16 protein-coding genes and 1 tRNA gene are annotated in these 21,268 nt (G+C 68.4%); 8 read left to right on the top strand and 9 right to left on the bottom strand.

Annotated elements, in window-relative coordinates; all coding sequences use genetic code 11:
* Positions 1-67: 67 nt before the first annotated feature.
* Together ACX93N_RS10850 and ACX93N_RS10845 are read right to left on the bottom strand one after the other, a co-directional pair.
* Positions 68-544: an alpha/beta hydrolase family protein gene (locus ACX93N_RS10850; protein ID WP_459428436.1), complete on the bottom strand. Its 477-nt coding sequence runs from the start codon at positions 542-544 to the stop codon at positions 68-70.
* 340 nt (positions 545-884) lie between these two features.
* A complete protein-coding gene (locus tag ACX93N_RS10845; protein ID WP_459428435.1) occupies positions 885-1,691 on the bottom strand; it encodes a class I SAM-dependent methyltransferase in 807 nt (268 codons plus the stop codon).
* A 244-nt stretch (positions 1,692-1,935) separates the two neighbouring features.
* Here ACX93N_RS10845 and ACX93N_RS10840 point away from each other — a divergent pair, with 244 nt between their 5' ends.
* Both ACX93N_RS10840 and ACX93N_RS10835 read left to right on the top strand, forming a co-directional pair.
* On the top strand, positions 1,936-2,403 hold the full coding sequence (locus ACX93N_RS10840; protein WP_459428434.1) for a hypothetical protein: 468 nt from the start codon (positions 1,936-1,938) through the stop codon (positions 2,401-2,403).
* A gap of 288 nt (positions 2,404-2,691) precedes the next feature.
* Positions 2,692-3,048, top strand: coding sequence for a VOC family protein (locus tag ACX93N_RS10835; RefSeq protein WP_459428433.1), 357 nt, complete (start codon positions 2,692-2,694; stop codon positions 3,046-3,048).
* Between the two features lie 84 nt (positions 3,049-3,132).
* On the opposite strand, the gene ACX93N_RS10830 is transcribed toward ACX93N_RS10835, so the two are convergent.
* Positions 3,133-3,222: transfer RNA gene (locus tag ACX93N_RS10830), tRNA-Ser, on the bottom strand.
* A 258-nt stretch (positions 3,223-3,480) separates the two neighbouring features.
* Between ACX93N_RS10830 and ACX93N_RS10825 the strand changes: the two genes are divergently transcribed.
* Complete coding sequence (locus ACX93N_RS10825) at positions 3,481-4,788, top strand: spinster family MFS transporter (RefSeq protein WP_459428432.1); 1,308 nt, start codon at positions 3,481-3,483, stop codon at positions 4,786-4,788.
* A gap of 33 nt (positions 4,789-4,821) precedes the next feature.
* On the opposite strand, the gene ACX93N_RS10820 is transcribed toward ACX93N_RS10825, so the two are convergent.
* Positions 4,822-7,968: a VPS10 domain-containing protein gene (locus ACX93N_RS10820; RefSeq protein WP_459428431.1), complete on the bottom strand. Its 3,147-nt coding sequence runs from the start codon at positions 7,966-7,968 to the stop codon at positions 4,822-4,824.
* A gap of 146 nt (positions 7,969-8,114) precedes the next feature.
* On the opposite strand from ACX93N_RS10820, the gene ACX93N_RS10815 reads away from it, so the two are divergent.
* Entirely contained in the window at positions 8,115-9,293 is a 1,179-nt protein-coding gene (locus ACX93N_RS10815; RefSeq protein WP_459428430.1) for a PQQ-dependent sugar dehydrogenase, read from the top strand.
* 65 nt (positions 9,294-9,358) lie between these two features.
* Entirely contained in the window at positions 9,359-11,203 is a 1,845-nt protein-coding gene (locus ACX93N_RS10810; RefSeq protein ID WP_459428429.1) for an ABC transporter ATP-binding protein, read from the top strand.
* A 1-nt stretch (position 11,204) separates the two neighbouring features.
* On the opposite strand, the gene ACX93N_RS10805 is transcribed toward ACX93N_RS10810, so the two are convergent.
* Both ACX93N_RS10805 and ACX93N_RS10800 read right to left on the bottom strand, forming a co-directional pair.
* Positions 11,205-12,422: a dipeptidase gene (locus ACX93N_RS10805; protein WP_459428428.1), complete on the bottom strand. Its 1,218-nt coding sequence runs from the start codon at positions 12,420-12,422 to the stop codon at positions 11,205-11,207.
* A 48-nt stretch (positions 12,423-12,470) separates the two neighbouring features.
* On the bottom strand, positions 12,471-12,986 hold the full coding sequence (locus ACX93N_RS10800; RefSeq protein ID WP_459428427.1) for a MarR family winged helix-turn-helix transcriptional regulator: 516 nt from the start codon (positions 12,984-12,986) through the stop codon (positions 12,471-12,473).
* Positions 12,987-13,283: 297 nt separating this feature from the next.
* Here ACX93N_RS10800 and ACX93N_RS10795 point away from each other — a divergent pair, with 297 nt between their 5' ends.
* Genes ACX93N_RS10795 through ACX93N_RS10785 form a run of 3 tightly spaced genes read left to right on the top strand, consistent with a single transcriptional unit; the run spans position 13,284 to position 16,367 of the window.
* Complete coding sequence (locus ACX93N_RS10795) at positions 13,284-14,390, top strand: YkvI family membrane protein (protein WP_459428426.1); 1,107 nt, start codon at positions 13,284-13,286, stop codon at positions 14,388-14,390.
* Positions 14,372-15,376: a DUF1611 domain-containing protein gene (locus tag ACX93N_RS10790; protein ID WP_459428425.1), complete on the top strand. Its 1,005-nt coding sequence runs from the start codon at positions 14,372-14,374 to the stop codon at positions 15,374-15,376. Before ACX93N_RS10795 ends, ACX93N_RS10790 begins: the two co-directional genes overlap by 19 nt.
* 16 nt (positions 15,377-15,392) lie before the next feature.
* Positions 15,393-16,367: a dipeptide epimerase gene (locus ACX93N_RS10785; protein ID WP_459428424.1), complete on the top strand. Its 975-nt coding sequence runs from the start codon at positions 15,393-15,395 to the stop codon at positions 16,365-16,367.
* A 4-nt stretch (positions 16,368-16,371) separates the two neighbouring features.
* Here the strand turns inward: ACX93N_RS10785 and ACX93N_RS10780 are convergent, their stop codons facing one another.
* From ACX93N_RS10780 to ACX93N_RS10770, 3 genes are all read right to left on the bottom strand, one after another.
* Positions 16,372-17,232, bottom strand: a complete 861-nt coding sequence (locus tag ACX93N_RS10780; protein ID WP_459428423.1) for a phytanoyl-CoA dioxygenase family protein — start codon at positions 17,230-17,232, stop codon at positions 16,372-16,374.
* Positions 17,229-19,307, bottom strand: coding sequence for a S9 family peptidase (locus tag ACX93N_RS10775; RefSeq protein ID WP_459428422.1), 2,079 nt, complete (start codon positions 19,305-19,307; stop codon positions 17,229-17,231). Before ACX93N_RS10775 ends, ACX93N_RS10780 begins: the two co-directional genes overlap by 4 nt.
* A 71-nt stretch (positions 19,308-19,378) precedes the next feature.
* Complete coding sequence (locus ACX93N_RS10770) at positions 19,379-21,208, bottom strand: CocE/NonD family hydrolase (RefSeq protein ID WP_459428421.1); 1,830 nt, start codon at positions 21,206-21,208, stop codon at positions 19,379-19,381.
* Positions 21,209-21,268 lie beyond the last annotated feature (60 nt).

The following is a 21,268-nucleotide window of genomic DNA, read 5'->3' as shown; positions in this document are numbered from 1 at the left end:
TGTCATCGCCAGAAACCCCTGTTACTCGTATAGCACGCTCCCGCGGACGTCGGCAACAACCCGGGGGCTAGAGGTTTTCTCGGAAGTAGCGCGTCATGGTGCTGAAAACATGCTGGCGATGGTCCGCGATGCCGTGGCGCTGGTTCGCGTAGACCAGCGTGTCGAACTGCCTGCCAGCCTTGATGAGCGCGTCGGCAAACTGCAGCGTGAAGGCGAACTTCACGTTCTCGTCGCCGGTGCCATGGATGAGCAGCAGCTTGCCTTCCAGCTGGTCGGCGTAGTTGACCAGGTTCACCCGGGCGTAGCCGTCGGGATTTTCCTCCGGCGTGCCCATCCAGCGCTCCACGCCCACCGCCTGGTAGCGGGTCAGGTCGATCACCGGCGCCACGCTCACGGCGACCTTGAACAGCGGCGCGGCCTTGGTCATGAGCGCCGCCGCGAGGTAGCCGCCGCCACTCCAGCCCCAGAAGCCGATGCGCTCGCCATCGATCCACGGCAGCGATTCCAGGTAATCGACGCCCTGGATGTAGTCGAGCACCGCCATCGACGTGGGCGTAGCGCGTGCCCGTCGGCAGCCACTTCAGGGCAGTCGGCATCCGGGCGCTGAAGCTGTCGCTCGCAAAGATTCTCTCAAGAGTCAGGGGTTTTCCGTCCGCGGCTATCGCAGGCAGCGCCAGCGCAAGGCCGAACACCGCCGCGCAGCAGAACAGGCGCCGGGCGGATAGGAACACACCAGGATCAGAATGCTGTTAACTACCAGCCATCACGTGCACGTCCCCTCTTCATCACGATCCTGGCAGCTGCCCAGGGCCAGCCTGCACCGAGCATAGCAGGAAGCCCGCGGCTGCGGTGGCAGATGTCCTGTGCGGCAGGCCTGCCTGTTCTCAGACGGATTTTCGGGAGATCACGCGGGCCTGCGAGGAGGGATAGCGGCGCACGGCGAGGCAGTCGAGCGACGCGCCCCAGAGTTCCTTGAGCTTGTCTTCCGTGAGCAGGGCGCGCATGTGGATACCGCGCGCCCTGCCCGTTTCGTGCCAACCCCGCCCTTGCGATCGCTTCGGCACCTTGCCCGGGTCGTGAACGGTGACCGAGACGTAGCCTCCGGGCCTGAGAATGCGCCGGAACTCGGCGATCCAGGCCGGTTGCATCACAACGGGAATATGCGTGAACACCGAGGTGGCGATGATCAGGTCGAAGTAGTTATCGGGGTAAGCGAGCGGCGGCTCCAGCCGCGACAGGGACAGGTCGGCATAGGCACCGAGCGTCTGCCGCGTCCAGTCGTAGGAGACCTGGTTCACATCACAGCCGCAACGCTCGAGGTCGAAAGGCAGGAAGTGCACGAGCACACGCCCGGTGCCGAAGCCGAAATCCAGCATCCGCTCGGCCCGGGTAATGTCGAAACCCAGCTCCGTGATTTCGGTGAGGTAACGGTAGGCGTCCATTGCCCCGCTGCCGCGGAAGGTGACCGGGTCGGCCTTGCTAGGGCCCTGCACCTGGTCGACGACCTCAGTACCGGGCACGATGGCGGGGTCCGTCTGCAGGGGGTGAAACTCCAGTCCCCCGAGGTCCCGGTAGAGGGTTCGCAGCTTGTCGAGCCAATCCTCCGCGACCGCGGGCGGCATGAGCTTGACCTTCTTGCGGAAGATGCGCTTTATGGCGCGCAAGCGCGGGTTACCGGTGTGTACTTCCATGTGCGGATCGCTCCCCCCCGTTGCTATCGTGACCCGCGCCGCGGAGCGCTGGTCCGTCGCGCGAGAGCATATAACAAAACGGTGCGGCAGGCGGGTCAAAGCCATGCCCGGCGACAACGAACGCGCAGTGACCCGACCGCCCGCGATGATTGACCGGGATTTGATCCGGATCAATTGCAAATGCGAATTGTTCGCATTATCTTGATGTTGTCGGCCCGGGATGGGCCAGCTAACGGGGGCAACCATGCGCTTGAAATTCCTTTGCAAAACCCACCGACAGGCACTGCTGGAAGACACGGAGGCAGCACGCTCGCTATGGCTCGACCTGCATGCGCGGCTGCATGCCGGGCGGCCGGTGCCGACGCCCGAGCGTGTGCGCCAGGCGGGGACCGCCCTCGAGGCAGCCGGCATCTACCTCATGGCCAGCCCCGCGGCAGACGCCGGCCTCGTAAGCCGGTACCAGGAAACAGCGCAGCAGCTCATTGAACTGCTGGTGCAGCTGCGCCAGACCCGGCTGGCGATCGTGGTGATCTCCGGCGCCAGCGCGCTCGTCGAGCACCTTGCGCGAAACGGTGCCGACCGCACGGCCGCCCTGAATGCCTGCCGCCAGCTTACGCTTCGCGGCATGGGGCAGGTCGAAAGTGCCATGGGCAGCCGAACGGCCCCACCCGGGCCCCGCCCCCTGCCGGTTCAAAGCGCCACCCTGCACTAGCCGGTCCCGCGCGGCGGCTGCCCCGCGGAGGTCGCGGCCCGCTGCAGCGACAGTGGCGTTCTCCGCCTCGATGACCTATCGTCCGGCGTTGGCACTTCCCTGCGCTGCGAGGCACCGGCCATGACGGCGGAACCGTTCAACGACCGCGAGCGATCCCGTTCATCGCACCGCTGCCGGGCCCTTCTCGCGGCATGCGCCTTTAGCTGTGCGACTATCCCGTTTCCGGGAGCTTTCACGGCCAGCGCTTCACAACCCCCGGCTGCACCGTCGATCGAGGAAACGGTGATCATGCTGTACTACCGGGACCTCGGGCCCGCGGCGGCGTTTTATGCGGGCGCGCTCGGGCTCGAGACCGTCCACGAATCCGCATCGGCACGCCTCTTCCGGCTGACGCCCAACTCGATCGTCGGCATCGTGCGCGAGGGCGAGCAGGCCTACCACCGGGTCCGGGAAGAGAACGCAGTGATGCTCAGCATTGTCACGGCCGACGTGGACGCGTGGTATGAGCGCCTGCGGGACCGCGACGATATCGAGATCCTGACACCGCTCGCGAACCGCACGGACACTCCGATCCGCGCCTTCCTCGTCGCCGACCCGGGAGGCTATACAGTGGAGTTTTTCAGCTGGCTGACCGAGCGACCCTGACGGCCGATCGGATAACCTATGCAAGCGGGTTTAGTGAGAACCGGTCCATCCCCCGTTAATGGGGTAGAGCCTAGAGCCGATAGTTGGCGGAGGGGGTGGGATTTGAACCCACGGTACGCTCGCGCGTACACCTGATTTCGAGTCAGACCCGTTCGACCACTCCGGCACCCCTCCGTGAGATCCCGTGACGGGGCGGCGATAATAGCAGCCCCGTCACGGCGATGCCTACCCCGGGTGCCGGGTGCCGATCACGCTCCGGGGCGCGTTCCGGCCCGCAGGCGCGACGACATCCCCGCCGAGGCATCACCGTGCTAACCTCCAGGCTGGCGGTTACCGGCCCAGGGCACCAGGCGAGTGCCGACACCCTGCGGCGCACAGTTTTCTGGTGCGCCAGCAGAGCAGGAACAACGATAAAAAGACAGGATCAGTGCTATGGAGCAACCGACGGCTACCCCTGCAGACCCACCCGAAAACCCCTATCGCAGCGCTACGGCCTGCTGGTATGCGCTGGGGCTGCTGACCATCGTCTACACCTTCAACTTCATCGACCGGCAGCTGCTGGCGATCCTGCAGGAGTCGATCAAGGCCGAGCTGTCGCTGTCGGACAGCCAGCTCGGGCTTCTCACCGGCTTTGCCTTTGCGATCTTCTACGTGACCGCCGGGATTCCCATCGCCCGCTGGGCGGATCGCAGCAACCGGCGCAACATCGTGGCGCTGTCGCTGTTCATCTGGAGCGGGATGACGGCGCTCAGCGGCTACGTGCAGAACTTCCTGCAGCTGTTGCTGGCGCGGATCGGCGTCGGCGTCGGCGAAGCCGGCGGCAGCCCGCCCTCGCACTCGATGATCTCCGATATCTTCCCGCCGAACCGGCGCGCCACGGCTATCGGCTTCTACTCCATGGGCGTGAACATCGGCATCCTCTTCGGCTTCCTCGCCGGGGGCTGGCTGAACGAGTTCTTCGGCTGGCGTGTCGCCTTCCTGGTCGTCGGTGTTCCCGGTGTCGCCCTGGCCCTACTCCTGCGCCTGACCCTGCGCGAGCCGGTTCGCGGCCTGCACGACAACACCAGCGCCAACCCGGACCCGGTGCCCTTCGGCGAGGTGCTGCGGGTGCTGCGCACGCGGCGCACCTTCATCCACATGGCGCTGGGGGCGGGCCTGAATGCCTTCTGCGGCTACGGCATCGCCAACTGGACCGCCTCCTTCATGATCCGCAGCTACCAGATGCCGACCGGTGAACTGGGCACCTGGCTGGCGGCAATCATCGGCCTCGGCGGCGCGGTGAGCGTGTTTCTCGGGGGCATGCTGGCGGACCGGCTGGCGCCCCGGGACCAGCGCTGGTACACGTGGGTACCGTGCATCGCCGGCTTTGTGGCGGTCCCGTTCATGGCCGCGGTCTACCTCGTCGACGGCCCCTACCTCGCCCTCGGCATGTCGATCGTCCCCGGTCTGCTGTTCCAGACCTACCTCGGTAACACCATCGCAACGACGCACGCCATCGTCGGCCCGCGCATGCGGGCGACCGCCTCGGCCCTGCTGTTCCTGGTGATCAATATCATCGGGCTCGGTGCCGGGCCCTATACGGTGGGACTGGTCAGTGACCTGCTGGCGCCGACCCTGGGCAGCGAGAGCCTGCGCTACGCCATGCTCTACGTGCTGCCGCCGGTCATGACCTGGTCGGCGCTTCACTTCTGGCTGGCCGGGCGGAGCCTGCGCGAGGACCTCGCGGCGGCCCCCGCCTAGGCGCTCCCGCGCCGGTAGCGCCCTGCCCGGCCATCATCCCTCCGCGGCAAGCGGGGGCAGGACGTGGGGCACCTTGTGATCCCCCGCCCAGCCGTTGATCGGCGCGAGGTACTCGGCCTCGATCCGGGCCAGCTCCGCGCGCAGCGCGTTCCACCGGGCCTCAAGATCGGCCAGGCGCTCCCGGGCGCCGTCGGTGACCGGCGCGCCGCCGTCCTCGACCACGTCCAGGAGGTGACGCAGCTGCCCGTCGAGCTGCATGACCCAGGCATCCTCATCCTCGAAGGTCTCGTGGCGCAGCTCGGTGATCTCCGGCTCCCAGGCGTCGATGGCCGCGATGGCGGCCTCGCCCCACTCGGCGAGTGCCGGGTCGTCGTGGGCGGCCAGCAGCCCCTGCACCTGGGCGCGTGCCTCGCGGGCGCCGTCCAGGGCGCCGAGGACCGCTTCCAGCATGGCGGCGATGCGCGTCTGCATCGCGACCCAGGCCGCAAGTTCCTCGCCCGTCGCGTCCGAGCGCGGGTCCGGCAGCACTTCGACGGGCGCGCTCGCCGAGGCTGCACCGGCATTCACCCGGACCGTATAGTGCCCGGGCGCCACCGGCGGGCCGCCGTAGCCTTCGAACAGCGTGTGATTATCAATGCAGCTGACGTCCTCCCGGTGCAGATCCCAGTCCCAGCGCTGCAGGCCGGCATCGGTGGCGGGGTAGTCGATCGTCAAGGGCCGCCTCGGGTCCTGGTTGTCGAGGCGGCAGCGATCGTGGTCTGTCTCCTCGCTGCTGTACCGGCGGATCACCGCGCCGTCGGCATCGAGCACCTCGATCGCGAGCGCGGTATCGGCCGGAAGGTCCTTGCCAAGGTAGTAGTAGACAGGCAGGTCCGGCGACGGATTCTCGCCCTCGAAGTCACCCGCGCCGCTCCCCGGGCGGCCCATGGCCAATGCCGGCGGCGCGTACACTTGGACCGGCGCGGCCGCATCAGCCGCGGCTGCCTGGCGCACCACGAAGAGATCATCCAGCACCCAGAAGGCGCGGCCCTGCGTAGCGACGGCCAGCGCATCCTCGCGCGCGCGCAGGTCCGTGATCGGTACCGCCGGCAGGTTGAGATCCAGGGGCTGCCAGTCGTCGCCGTCATTGTAGGAAACAAACAATCCCTTTTCGGTGCCGGCATAGAGCAGGCCGGGCACCATCGGGTCCTCGCGCACGACGCGCACGAAGGCGCCGTCGGGGACGTTGCTCTCGATGCGCCGCCAGCGTTTGCCGTGGTTCGTGGTCTTGTAGATGTAGGGCGCAAAGTCATTGAGCTTGTAACCGGTCACGGCCACGTAGGCCGTACCCTCGGCATGTGGCGACAGCTCGATGGCATTGATCATCGCCTCGCCGCGATGCGGCGGGGAGATGTCCGTCCAGTTTTCGCCACCGTCGCGGGTCAGATGCAGGAGGCCGTCGTCCGCACCGACCCAGATGGTGCCTTCCTCCCGCTCAGACTCCACGATGTAGAAAATGTTGTGGTAGAACTCCGCGCCCACGTTCTCGGGCGTGAGCGGCCCGCCGTTGCGGCCGAGGTGCTCCGGGTTGTTGCGCGTGAGGTCCGGGCTGACCTGCTCCCAGCTCATGCCACGGTCCGTACTCTTCAGCAGGTACTGGGTGCCGTAGTAGATCACCGAGTGGTCGTGCGGCGACGTGATCACCGGCGCGTTCCAGTTGGTGCGGTACTTGAGGTCCTTCGCGTCCTGACCGTAGACCCGCTCCGGGTAGGGCACGATGTAGCGCTTCTTCCGGTTCGCCTCGTTGAACTCGGTGAGCGTGCCGTTGATGGTCGTGGCATAGATGAGTGTCGGGTCGTCCGGGTCGAAGGCAATGTGGGAGCTCTCGCCCCCGCCCACCGCGTGGTAGTCGTCGCGGCCGATGGCGCCGTCCCAGGCCCAGGCGGCAATGGAGACGGTGGAGTTGTCCTGCTGGCCGCCGTAGAGACGCCAGGGCACCTGGTTGTCGGTGATGAGCCGGTAGAACTGCGCCGTGGGCTGATTGTCGATCGGCGACCAGGTCTCGCCGCCGTCAAAGGTGATGGTGGCGCCGCCGTCGTTGCCGTTGATCATGTTGCGGCTGTCGTTCGGGTTGATCCAGTGGTCGTGGTGGTCGCCGTGGGGCGTGGAGACCTTGCTGAAGGTCTCGCCGCCGTCGATGGACTTCATGAGCGGCACGTTGAGCACCCAGACCGTATCCGGGTCGTTCGGGTCCGCGGTGAGGTGGATGTAGTACCAGGCCCGCGTGTGCAGCACCCGGTGCGGGTTGATGTGCTGCCAGCTCTCGCCGTAGTCGTCGCTGCGCCAGAGGCCGCCCTCGCCGGGCTTGGCCTCGATGACGGCGTAGATGCGCGATGGCTGGCTGGCGGACACATCGAGCCCTACCTTGCCGATCAGCCCCGGCAGACCGCCTTCGAGTTTCTCCCAGCTGTCGCCGCCGTCGGTGGACTTGTAGATGCCGCCGCCCTCGCCGCCGGATTCGATGTACCAGGGCTTGCGGCCGTGGTGCCAGAGCCCGGCGTAGAGGATGCGCGGGTTGGTCGGGTCGAGCGACAGGTCCGTGGCGCCGGTGCTCGCATTGACCTTGAGCACCTGCTCCCAGGTCTCGCCGCCGTCGCGGGTGCGGTAGACGCCGCGCTCCTCACTGGGCGCCCAGATCTGTCCCTGCACCGCCACCCAGGCGGTATCCGGATCCGTCGGATGCACTTCGATCTTCGCGATCTGTCCGGCCTTCGGCAGCCCCATGAAGCTGAAGGACCGGCCGGCATCGGTCGACTTCCACAATCCTTCGCCCTGGCTGGTGGTCACGCCGCGGATCGGCGCCTCGCCGGTGCCGACGTAGATCACGTTCGGGTCCGACGGGGCGACGGCGACGGCGCCGATGGTGCCGACGGGGATCTCGCCATCGGAGATGTTCTCCCAGCTGACGCCGGCATTCTCCGTCTTCCAGACGCCGCCGCCGGCGGCGCCCATGTAATACAGCTGCGGGTTGCCCGGCACACCGGTTACCGCGGTGACGCGGCCACCGCGCCAGGGGCCGATGAGGCGGTACTCGAGGCCGTCGAGCAGGACGGGGTCAACCGCGAACGCCAGCGGCGCGGTCAGTGCAGCGCCGCAGAAGGCGACAGCAAGGCAGAAGGTGCGATAAAGGGCACGCAGCATGGGCAGGTCTCCAGACGAAAAGGCCCGACAGCGGGCCGCAAGGGGTCAAAGCTACCGGCAGCCTCGTCGCGACTCAAGAGCCGCGGTCGCTGATGATGCCCCGGACCATTACAATGGCGCCCTTTCCCCGCCACCGGAGACCTGCCATGAGCACCCGACAGCGACTGATCGCGCTGGCCCTCGCCGCCTTCGCCATGACCAGCCACGGCGAGGAGCGCACCGTCGCCCGCAACCCCATCGATGCCGACCCGGCCAGCCGCCTCGGGGCTATCCAGCTGCCGCCGGGCTTCGCGATCAGCCTCTATGCCACCGGCGTTCAGGGCGCACGCTCCATGGCCCTGGGCGAGGACGGCACCCTCTACGTCGGCACGCGCACGGACAGCGGCTGGAACAAGCGTGACACGGTCTACGCCATCACCAACCGCGATGGCGACGCCGTGGCCGACGAGGTGAAGGTGCTGCTCACGGGTCTCGACGTGCCCAACGGCGTGGCCGTGCGCGACGGCGACCTGTATGTCGCCGAGGTCAGCCGCCTCCTGCGCTATGACGACATCGCCGAGCACCTCGACGATCCGCCCGCGCCGGTGGTCCTCAACGACAGCTTCCCCACGGACCTGCACCACGGCTGGAAGTACCTGCGCTTCGGCCCTGATGGCCGCCTCTATGTCGGGGTCGGCGCACCCTGCAACACCTGCGAGGTCGACGGCGACTACGGAACCATCATTTCCCTGGCAGCCGACGGCAGCGACAAGCAGGTCTACGCCCGGGGCATCCGCAACACCGTGGGCTTCGACTGGCACCCGGAAACCGGCGAGCTGTTCTTTACCGACAACGGCCGCGACATGTGGGGCAACGACCGGCCGCCGGAGGAACTGAACCACGCGCCGGCCCCCGGCCTGCACTTCGGCTTCCCGCACCGCTACGGCGCAGACCTCGCCGACAGCGAGTACCCGACGGACCGGGACCCATCGGCCTTCACGCCTCCGGCCGTTGCCTTCCCGGCGCACAATGCCCTGCTCGGCATGCACTTCTACACCGGCGACCAGTTCCCCGCGAGCTACGAAAACCAGCTGTTCATCGCCGCACACGGCTCCTGGAACCGGAACCCGCCGGATGGTTACCGCCTCTACCGGGCGGTCATCGAGGACGGCAGAGCAACCGGCTACGAAATCTTCGCCGACGGCTGGCTGACGCCGGAGCACCGCTACTGGGGGCGCCCCGTGGACGTGATCCAGGCGCCGGATGGCGCGCTCCTCGTCTCCGACGACCACGCGGACGCGATCTACCGCATCAGTTACCACGGCGCGTCAGCGGCGCTGCGCTGAACTGCCCGCCCCGGTGCTCCCGGGGCGGCGATTGCCACCCCCGTTGCCAGCGCCGACAATAAGCCATGCCCTTCCGCTTCTTCGAACAGCTGGTCGACCCGTTCCCGCCGGCCGCGCCGGACCGGTCGCCGCGTTCCCTGTACCGCTTCTGCCGGCATTACGCGCGCGGCCTGGAGCCCTGGCTGCTCCTGCTCGCCGTGTTCAGCACGGCCATCGCCATTGTCGAGGTGGCGCTCTTCGACGTACTCGCCGATGTCATCGACCTGCTCGGTGACTTCAGCCCGGCCGAGGTGCGCGCCGGCGAGGGGCGGGAACTGCTCTGGCTCGCCCTCGGCATCCTCGCCGCCTACCCCACGCTGATCGGCCTGCAGTCTCTCCTCCTGCACCAGACGCTCATGGGCAACTTTCCCATGATCGTGCGCTGGCTGGCGCACCGCTACCTGCTGCGCCAGAGCCTGTCGTTCTTTCATGACGAGTTCGCCGGACGCATCGCCACGCGGGTGATGCAGACGGCGCTGGCCGTGCGGCAGACGGTGATCAAGCTGCTGGACATCATGGTCTACGTGGTGGTGTATTTCGTGTCGGTGCTCGTGCTCTTCGCCGGTATCGACCTGCGCCTGGCCGTACCGATGGCGGCCTGGCTCGTACTTTACGTGGCCATCCTCTGGGTCGTGCTGCCGCGGCTGCAGCGGGTGTCGGAGCGGCAGGCGGATGCGCGGGCGCTGATGACCGGGCGCGTGGCCGACTCCTACACCAATATCGCCACGGTGAAGCTCTTCTCCCACGCCCGCCGCGAGTCCGCCTACGCCCGCGAGGGCATGGAGGAGTTTCTCGGCACCGTGCACCCGCAGATGCGGCTGGTCACGATCATGGATACGGCCGTAATCCTGAACAACGCCGTCATGGTGCTCACGGTGGGCGCGACCTCCCTGTACCTGTGGCTGAACGGCGCTATCACCCCGGGCGCCATCGCGGCCGCCATCGGCCTCTGCCTCCGGGTGACCGGCATCAGCGAGTGGATCATGTGGGAGGTGTCGGACCTGTTCGAGAACCTGGGTACGGTACAGGACGGCATGGGCACGCTGTCACGGCCCATCGCCGTGCAGGATGCGCCGGGGGCGCAGCCCCTCGCCGTCCCGGCCGGGCACATTGCCTTCCGCTCGGTCGACTTCTCCTACGGCGGAGTGCGGGGCGAGAGCAAGGCAGTCTTCGAGAAGCTGGACCTCGACATCCCGGCGGGCACCAAGCTCGGCCTGATCGGCCGTTCCGGCGCCGGCAAGTCGACGCTGGTGAACCTGCTCCTGCGCTTCTATGACGTGGACAGCGGGCGCATCGAGATCGACGGCCAGGACGTGCGCAAGGTCACCCAGGAGAGCCTCCGCTCGAGCATCGGCATGGTCACCCAGGACACCTCACTGCTCCACCGCACCGTGCGCGAGAACATCCTCTACGGCCGCGAGGATGCCACGGAAGAAGAGCTCATGAGTGCCATCCACCGGGCGAAGGCCTGGGACTTCATCCAGACGCTGGAAGACGCGAAGGGCAACCGGGGCCTGGACGCCATGGTTGGCGAGCGCGGCGTCAAGCTCTCCGGCGGTCAGCGCCAGCGCATCGCCATCGCCCGGGTGATCCTCAAGGACGCGCCGATCCTGATCCTCGACGAGGCCACCTCGGCGCTGGACTCGGAGGTCGAGGTCGCCATCCAGGAGAGCCTCTACGAGCTCATGGAGGGCAAGACCGTGCTCGCCATCGCCCACCGCCTGTCGACCATCGCCGCCCTCGACAAGCTGGTGGTCCTCGAGCAGGGCCGGGTGGTCGAAACCGGCAGCCACGACGAACTGCTGGCCAGGGGCGGTATCTACAAGCGGCTCTGGGACTACCAGTCCGGCGGGTTCCTGGCCCCGGACTGATTCAGTCGGCGTCGAGCGTCGCCAGGTTCGGGTCGCTGTCCGCCTGCAGCTTTGCAGCCACCGCCTCGGCGGCGCGCAGTACCCGGAGGATATTGCCGTTGGCCAGGCGGGCCAGTTCATCCTCGCTCCAGCCGCGGCGGATCAGTTCCGCGAACAGCTTCGGGTAGTCGCTGGCTTCGGCGAGCGCCGGCACCATCCAGTCCGGCTCGCCGAACAGGTCCGCACCGATGCCCACGTGGTCGTGGCCGGCAACGGCAACGATGTGCTCAAGGTGGTCGGCGACATCGGCGACGGTGGCCTTCGGGAGCGGGTGTTCCGCCGAGTAGGCCTGCAGCGCCTCGTCGTAGCCGGGCTCGCCCCAGTCGACGTCGCCGCGATAGGTCTTAAAGCCCGCTTCCCACTCGGCAAAGGCCGGCGTGTTGAAGGCGTTGACGAAGGAGACCATGACAACGCCACCGTTTTCCTTCATCCGCTTAAGCACCGAGTCTGGAACGTTGCGCCGGTGCGGCGTCAGGGCGTGGGCATTGGAGTGGGAGAAAATCACCGGCGCTCTCGTGACATCCAGGGCATCGTTCATCACAGCCGGCGAAACGTGGGACAGGTCCACGAGCATGCCCAGGCGGTTCATCTCCCGGACCACCTCACGGCCAAACTCCGTGAGGCCGCCGTGCTCATCCTGCCCCGCCGCGTCGGCCCAGTCGTTGCTCTGGGAATGCGTCAGCGTCATGTAGCGGGCACCGAGGTCATAGTACATCCGCAGCGCCCCGAGGGAGTTCTCGATGGCATGGCCGCCCTCGACACCGAAGAGCGAGGCGATGCGCCCCTCGGCCATGGCTGCCTCGACGTCGTCCGCCGTGCCCGTGTAGGGAAACTCCTCCGGATACTTGTCGAGGATGCGCCGCGCGATGTCCAGTTGCTCAAGCTGCGTCTTCGCGAAACCCTCCTCGCCCATGGCATCCGTCGCGGGGATGAAGACAGACCAGAACTGCCCGCCGATGCCCCCGGCACGCAGGCCGGCCATATCCGTATCGCCCGGCACGTCGCCGTAGAGATCCCAGCGCTCCACATCGCCGCCGTGTTCCCGGATGACCCAGGGCAGATCATTGTGGCCGTCGATGATCGGGTGCTTTTCAAGCTGGGCATGGGCGCGGTCGAGCGCGTCGTCGGCGTGACCGAAGATGGGCAGCAGCGCCGTGAGCAGGATGACGAGTCTACGCATGATAGAAACCTTTCCTTTTTCCATTGGTCCCGCGTCCCGGTGGCGCGGTCAGCGCCTGCCGGTGGCGGCAGACACCGTATTGTCGCTCCGCACGCCGTCGGCGTGCAGGCGGAGTTTCTCGAGCAGCCGGCACAGCTGCGTCCTTTCCCGCTCGCTCAGCCCGGCGGTCAGCTCCCGGGCCTGCTGGCGGAACACCGGCCAGATTTCGTCGACGAGCGCCTTGCCGTCCCGGGTCAGCCAGAGAAAGGGGCTGCGGGCGTGCCTCGGGTTTTCCAGGCGCGCGAGCAGCCCGCGCTTCTCGAGGCTTGCCGCCGCCCGGCTGACCGAACCCTTGTCCTGGCGCACGATGCGCACGATATCCGCCGCCGTGAGGGGACCGAGACGGGCGAGCGCACCGAGCACCCGCCACTCGCGGGTCCTGATGCCGAAGCGGGCGGCATTCCTGCGGTCCTCGGCGAAAGCCATCAGGTTGGCAACGACGGTGACGTCGTAGCTGATCTGCAGCGCGGGCTCCAGCCCCTCAGTCAGGGTCGTCGCCGGTTTGTCGGGGATCGGTGCAAGCACCCTGCGCTCCTTTGCGGTGTCGGTCCTGCCCGCGACGGGTATCCACACGCCGCACTCCCGGGAGTCTAGCACCGCGACCGGCGCAGGACGATTTTGTTGTTCCTGCAACATTTTATGGTAAGCTGGCGGCGCCTCCGGCGGTCACCGTGCAGGCATTGGCAAGCCCGGGGCCACAAGGGAATGCTGGCGGATGAGACAACAAATCAATGCGACAAGGGCCGCCCTCGCCGCTGCGCTGCGCCCGCTCCTGACGGTCTCGTCGGGCCCGGGCAGCGCCACCCCGAAGGAACGGGTGAAGTGAACTGGCGCGCCTACCTGCTGCCCGGGCTGGTGTTCCAGTCCGTCATCATCGGCGGCGGCTACGCAACGGGACGGGAGCTGGTGACGTTCTTTCTCGCCCTCGGCCCCCTGCCCGGCCTGCTCGGGCTGCTCGTGGCGGGCCTCGTTTTCGCTGCCGTCATGGCCACCGCCTACGAGTTCGCGCGCCAGGCCGGCGCCCACGACTACCGCACCTTCTGCCGCCGCCTTCTCGGGCCGGCCTGGGTACTTTACGAAGTCGCCTACCTTGCGCTGGTCGTGCTCATCCTGGCCGTCGTCGGCTCCGCCGCCGGCGAACTCGCGAGCGACGCCCTGGGCCTTCCACCGGCCACCGGCACCGTCGGCATGATGCTGCTGGTGGGCACCCTGACCTTCTACGGTTCGGCGCTGATCGGCAGGGTTCTCGCCGGCTGGTCAGTGCTGCTCTACGCGGTCTACCTGCTGTTGTTCGCGCTGACCCTGACCGCCCACGGCGATACGATCGCCCAAAGCCTGCGCGAACCCCCGGCGCAGGAGGGCAGCTGGGCCCTCTCCGGCACGCGCTACGCGGCCTACAACATCAGCCTGCCCGCCGTGCTGTTCTGCATGACGCTGCTGACAACGCGCCGCCAGGCCGTCGGCGCCGGGATCATGACGGGGGTGATCGCGATCGTGCCCGCGCTCCTGTTCTACACCGCCATGCTGGCCTATTACCCGGCGATCGTCGCGCAGCCGGTACCCGCTCTGTTCCTCATGGCGCAGCTCGACCTGCCCTGGGTCCAGGCGCTGTTCCAGCTGGTGGTCTTCGGCACCTTCGTGGAGACCGGCGCCGGCGTGCTGCACGCCATCAATGAACGCATTGACGTGCAGGCCCAGGAGCGCGGCCGCGCGCTGCCGCGCTGGGCCCGGCCGACGGTTGCCGGGTCACTACTGCTACTCTCCATCTACGGCGCGACGACCTTCGGCATCGTCGACCTCATTGCCCGGGGCTACGGCTTCCTGAGCTGGGTCTTCATCGCCGTGCTCATCGCGCCGCTCATGACCATCGGTCTCTGGCGCATCCTGCTCCGCCCCACCAAGGAAGTCCCATGCAACGCATCGCCCTGAACACGCCCTACCTCATCTTCGTCGGCGACGAGACCCGGGTCACCTACGCAAAGACCGGCCGCGGCATCGTCGACTGGCGCCGGGAGCACTGCGCCGGCCAACTGCGGCTGAGCGGCGAAGCCTGCGACCTGGGCCTGCCAGACATGAGCGTAGCGGAAGCGTCCAGCGCCGGCGTCGGCTCGCTCGTCGTGGGCACCGCGCTGGTCGGCGGCAGCATCCCTCCGCCCTGGGTGGCCACCCTGGCCGAGGCGGCGCGGGCCGGTATCGATATCGTCGCCGGGCTGCACACACAGCTGGCGTCCATCCCCGAGCTGGCCGCCGCCGCCGCAGCGGGCGGTGCGCGCCTCGTCGATGTGCGCACGCCACCGCCGGACCTGCCCGTGGGCACCGGGAAGAAGCGCCCCGGCAAGCGCCTGCTCACGGTGGGTACGGACTGCGCGCTCGGCAAGAAATACACGGCGCTGCAGCTCGAACAGGACCTGCGCGCCGCCGGCGCGAAAGCGGATTTCCGCGCCTCGGGGCAGACTGGCATCATGATCGCCGGCGAGGGTGTGCCCATCGACTGCGTGGTCGCGGATTTCATTTCCGGTGCCGCCGAGGTCCTGTCTCCCGACAACGAGCCGGACCACTGGGACGTGATCGAGGGCCAGGGCGGCATCTTCCATCCCGGCTACGCCGCGGTCAGCCACGGCCTGCTCATCGGCTCCCAGCCCGACGCCTTCGTCGTCTGCCACGCCGCCGGCCGCGAGCAGGTCGAGGGCTGGCCGCACATGCCCTTGCCGGGCATCGGCGATGTCATCGAGCGCACCCTGCAGATCGGCGCGCTGACCAACCCCGGCATCCGCTGTGTGGGCATCAGCGTGAACACCTCGACGCTGCCGGAGGGCGAGCGCCGGGAGTACCTTGCCCGTCTCGGCAAGCGCTATGGCCTGCCGGCGGTCGACCCGCTGTTCACTGGCGCCGCCGCCATCCTCGACAACCTCTGAGCAACCCGGAGCCGCCATGGAACTCAAGGTCGACATCGTTTCCTTTCCCCTGGAAAAACCCTTCGTCATTACCGGTCACGTCTTCGAGACCACCGAGACGGTCCGCGTCACGCTAAGCCACGGTGGTGTCTCGGGCCGCGGCGAGGCGGTCGGCGTGTACTACCTGGACGAGACAGCTGAAAGCATGGCCGCGCAGCTCGAAACCGTGGCCGACGCGCTGGGCGACCTCGACGGGGCGGCTATCCAGGCACTGCTGCCGCCGGGCGGCGCGCGCAACGCGCTGGACTGCGCCTGGTGGGACTACCGGGCGAAGGCCGAAGGCCGGTCTGTCTGGGCGCTGCTGGGCATGACACCGAAGGAACTCACCACCGTGTTTACCCTCGGCATCGCCGAGCCGGCGGTCATGGCCGAGCGCGCCGCAGCCGCCCGCCGCTTCCCGCACCTGAAGCTGAAACTCGACGCGGACCGGCCCATCGAGCGGCTCGAGGCGGTGCGCGCGGCGCGGCGAGAGGCGGCGCTGGTCATCGACGTGAACCAGGGCTGGAGCTTCGACGAGCTGCGCGAGTACCTGCCCCACTGCGAACGCCTGGGCATCGCCATGATCGAGCAGCCCCTGGCGCGGGGCGCCGACGAGGCGCTGGAGGGCTTCCGCTCACCGGTGCCCCTGGGCGCCGACGAGTCCTGCCTGCATCTCGGCGAGTTCGACGCCGCCGCGCGCCGTTACGATGTGCTCAATATCAAGCTCGACAAGTGCGGGGGGCTGACGGAGGCGCTGGCCCTCGTGGAGGCCGCACAGGACGCGGGCATGGCGCTGATGGTCGGCAACATGACCGGCACGTCGCTGTCCATGGCGCCCGGCTACGTCATCGGCCAGCACTGCCGCTTCGTGGACATCGACGGGCCCCTGCTCCTGGCCGGCGACATCGAGCACGGGCTCGACTACCGCGACGGCGGCCGGGTCGGCCTGCCGACGCCTGAACTCTGGGGCTGAGCGCTCAGCGCGTTTTCCCGTCGCGCTCGAGCGGCGGCACCCAGCCCGGTTCAAGCGCCGTGCGCGGATGGTACGCGGTCACCTGGCCCATGAACGGCGGGTGGATGGAATAGCCCAGCAGCGACTGCACCGGCGCCGACATCGTCCGCACGCGCGCCGGCGGAATCGCGAGGAAGAAGTTCTCCTGCGGCCGTGCCCAGGGCTGGCAGTACTGGTTGGAGAAAGCCCGCCGGGTGCGCTCGCTGCCATTGGCGCCACCGCGGTGCAGCAGCGTGCCGGCAAAGACGAGGCAGCTGCCGGCCGGCATGACGACCGGCTGTGCCAGGGCCTCGAGCCGGCCAGCCAGCGCCGGGTCCTCCTCGCTGTCGCCCTGCCGGTAATAGCCCGCGACTTCGGCATCGCTCCAGCGGTGGCTGCCGGGAATCACCTCGGTGCCCCCGTTCCCGGCGCTGAAGTCCTCCACAGCGACGATCGTCGACAGGCTGACCATGGGCCGCGGCCGCGGGATCGTGTAGAAGGAATCGTCCGTGTGCCAGGGCTGCGGCGTCTCGCCGGGGCCGATGACGATGGCCTGGCTCGCGGTGAGGAGGTAGTTCGGCTCGAGGACGGCATCGCAGAGCGCGAGGATGCGCGGGTCCTCGACGATATCCTGGAACACCCGGTCCCGGGCCACGAGCGTGTAGATGCGCTCCGTGTGCGCGCCCTCGAAATTGTTGCGCCCACGGTGGCCACCGAGCCACGCGTCATAGCAGGCATTCACGCGCGCCAGCTGCGCCGGATCCAGGAAGCCCTCGATAATCGTGAAGCCGCTGCTGTCGAGTTCCGCGAGCCGGCGGGCGGTGCCCGCTTCCGCGGCGACGGTCATTCGGCGCCCTCGCCGACCGCCGCCCCCAGGTGCTCTGCCAGGAACGCCGCCGTCTCGTCGTAGGCCTTCAGCCACGAGTCGTGGCGGTGAAAGCCGTGCACTTCGTCGGGCAGGACCAGCACGCGGGCATCGACGCCCCGGTCGAGAAGCCGATGGTAGAGGTCCACGGTCTCGTCGAAGCGGACGTTGCGGTCGTCGTCACCGGAGATCAGCAGCACCGGCGAGCGCCAGCCGTCGATATGGGCGATCGGCGAGGATGCCCTCGCTTCCGGCTTGTCGTCGTCCGTAAGGCCCCAGTAGCGCCCTTCTTCACCCGGCATGGGCAGGGACCAGTCATGCACGCCATGCAGGTCGACGCCCGCGGCAAACAGGTCCGAGTTGCGCGCCAGGGCGAGTGCCGTGAGGTTGCCGCCATAGGACCCGCCCCAGAGGCCGATGCGGCCGGCGTCGACGGTGTCGAGGCCAGCGAGATACTGCCGCGCGGCGAGCACGTCGAGGTATTCGCTCGCCCCCCGCGGGCCCGTAGCGGGCGCCAGGTGGAAGTCGCGCCCGTAGCCGACGCCCGCCCGGTAGTTGAGCGACAGCACCACGAAGCCCCGGCTGGCGAGGTACTGGTTCATCCCGTAGGCGTTCGCGTAGTAGCCCCGGTCATGCCAGCCGAGCAGCATCTGGCGGATCGGCCCGCCATGGAGGAAGATGACGGCCGGGTGCTCGCCGCCTTCGCCCGGGGGCCGGAACAGCTGCCCGTGCAACTCGACGCCATCCGCCGCGGTCATCCGTACCGGCTCCGGTGCCTGCAGCCGGTCGGCGGGAAACGCCGCAGGGGGCGGCGCCGTCAGCCGGCGCTCGCTGCCATCCTCGCTGTGCAGGGTCGCGGCCATGGGCAGGCGATGGTCACCGGCGAGCACCGCTACGCCCCCGTCGGCGAGAAGCCGGGGACCGACCTCGATGCCCTCGCCTTCGGTGAGTGCCGTGAGCTCACCGCTGGCGAGGTTCACGGCGGCCACGTGCCGGCGGTTCGTGTCGCCGCAGTTGTGGGCGAAGGCGACGCGATCGCGGGCCGGCGCCACATCGAGGCCGAGAACCTCGCAGGCGGCGGGGCTGAGTGCCCCGGCCTCGGCACCGGCGACCGGCTGCAGGCCGTAGAGGCGAAGAAACCCGTCGTGCTCGGAGTAGAACAGCAGCCGATCGGCCTGCGGCCACCAGAGCGTGCGGCCGTAGAGGAACTGCGCCAGCCCCGAGGCCGGCTCGCCGGTGGACCAGACCTCGCGCACGCTGCCGCCGTCTGCCGAGGCCACCATGATCCGGAAGGGGTGACCGGCGGTAATGTCCAGGCGCTCGCCGATCAGCAGGGGCCGCCGGCGCAGAAACGCCACCGACCTGCCATCGGGCGACCAGGTGGGCTGCTCGTCCTGCCAGGCGCTGGGGGCGATCCAGGTGACCGCGTCCGTGGCAAGGTCCAGCACGCCGATGAGACTGTGATTGGCGCGACGCGCGCTCACGAAGGCGATGCGATCACCGGCGGGTGAAAATACTGCGCCACTTGTCTTGCCCTGGAGCGTCAGCAGCGCATCGGGCGCCGGCGCCTCCTCCCGGAAGGCGTCGGCGGTCGCCATGCGGTACAGGCCATCGCTGCGCTCGAGCAGGAGCATTGCGCCATCGGGCGAGAAGGCCGCCGGGCTGCCCTCACCGAGGCTGACGGTCGCCCCGTCAGCGGTACGCAGCAGCACCACTTCCCGGACACCGCCGCGCGGCAGACTGGCCGGATTCGCGTTGCTGCCGAAGGCATTGGGGCCACCGCCGCGGGCGAAGGCGAGCAGCGCGCCGTCAGTGGAAAGCCGCAGCGCCGACAGCGGCTCGCCCCGGTCGCCGTCCAGCGCAAAGACTTCGCGGGGCGCGTAGTCCGGCGCGCTGGCGAGATGCACACTCCGACGGCCGGCACGGTTTTCCACCCAGGCGATGCTGTCGCCGGCTTCCGAGCGTACGAGGTGGCTGGCCATGGGTGCGGAGAGCACCGCTTCCAGCTCCATGGCTGCAGCCGCGGGCGCGGCCGTCACCGCAACCGCCAGCGCCATGCCCGCGCACAGGCCCGCCAGCCGATATAGCCGACATGACCGACATAGCCGATACAAATAGTTGTCCCTGCTCATGCGTCATCATCTCCCTTTGCTGTCGCTGCCCCGTCGCTCACCGTGGGCAGATAAAGGCGGCTCGGATAGTCGTCACTGTGGTGCAGTCGCACGGTCGCCGTGCGCGCGTCCGCACGTGTCTGCAGGTGTACCGGCGTGGCCGCATTGTAATGGCGCTGGTCGGTCAGCGTGTTGGCGGGCCGCAGGAAAAGACGCAGCCGGCTGCCCTCGCCGACGAGCCGTGAGAAAAAGTAGAACTGGTCGAACACCAGCTTCTCGACGGTGCCGGGCTGCATCATCCGCTCGCGGTCCGCGCCGTCCCTGTGACGGGCCCGCAGCGTCTGCCCCGACAGGGCGATACTCGTGCCGTCGGGAAGAATTTCGTAGAGCGTGGCCTTGATGTCCGTATCAGGCACGTCCATCTCGAACCAGCCCTCGAAGCGCGGCACACCACTGATCTCCCTGGGCTCCTCGAAAGGCGCCGAGTGGAACAGCAGCCCGTCGCCATCCGTCTGCACCGCTTCTGCCTGGTCAATGATGTAATCATCAGCGGGCGGCCGCTCAGCCTTGCGGGTATCAAGGGGATCATAGATGTACGCGGACGCCGCCATGCCCGACGCCGGGCCTTCCGTCGACATAGTGCCGTTGTGAAAGAGGTCGTGGCGCGCGGCCGGCGAGCCCAGGGTCAGCACGAGGTTGCCATCGCTGATGGCGTCGAGCGAGGCGGCACCCCGCCAGCGGTTGGCGCCGGCAACGAAATAGGTGACACGGTCCTTCAGGAACGCGGGCCGGTCACCGGAGCCGAGCGTAAAGCGGTACCAGTCCCGGTCCAGGGCAAAGGCGTCGAAGAGCATCGCCTCACCGAATTCGTGGCCGCCCACGGTCTGCTTCGGAAAGCGCGTGCCGGCGTGATCCCAGGGGCCGAGTACGAGGTAGTGCTTTGCCCTGCCCGCCGCGCTGCCGTGCGCCATGTGCGCCCGGTAGTGGGCCAGCGCGCCGGGCTGGTCGCCGTCGTAGTACCCGGTAATGGTCAGGACCGGCAGGTCGAGGCGCGCCAGTTCCTCCGGGGAGGGCACCCGGGCGCGCCAGTCGTCGTCCATGAGCGGCCGCCGCACCCAGGCGTCGAAGAGGTCGCTCGGATTGCCGACGTGTTCATCCAGGTCGAGAAAGCGGATGCCCTGCTGATGGTAGGACAGGAACTTGCGCTCCCAGAAGGCGCTGTCGCCGAAGCTCCGGTTCTGCGCGGTGCGGCCGCTCGTCAGGGTCAGCCAGCGGATCAGGTAGGGGCGCTGCACACCGCGCTCCATCGGAAAGTCCACACCGTGGTAGGGCGCCGCCACCGGGGCGATCGTCGCGAGGTGCGGCGGGAAATGGCGCGCCGTCGCCCACTGGTTGTAGCCGCCGTAGGAGCCGCCGCGCATGCCCACCCTGCCGTTGGACCAGGGTTGCGCTGCGATCCACTCGACCACCTCGCGGCCGTCCAGGCCATCCTCCAGGTCGAGCGGGCGGAAGGTCCCGCCGCTGTTGCCGCGGCCCCGTGTATCGACGACCAGAAAGGCGAAGCCATGCCGGGCGAAGTACTGCGCGTCGGGGTGGTAACGGTCGCTGATGTAGGGCGTGATGGTGACGATCGTCGGCAGCGGCGCGCCGCCATGATCCGCCGGCCGGTAGAGTGTGCCGTTGAGCGTGATGCCCTCCGCGACGGGGATTTCCAGCCCCCAGCGGTAGTCCACATCCGTGGGCGCCCGGCCCGGGTCATCCTCCCCGGGCGCCGCGGCGGCGGCACCCTGGGCAGTCACCAGGCAGACGCCCAGCAGGACGCCGCGCAGCATCGTTGACAGGTTCATAGTTCCCCCTCGAATCTCCCTGGCGTCCGGGCTCGCCCGGCGTCGCAGCGACGGCTGATC

Source organism: Pseudohaliea sp., assembly GCF_054552115.1.
The sequence above is the reverse complement of the archived record's forward strand: the minus strand, read 5'-3'. Positions and strand labels throughout refer to the sequence as shown.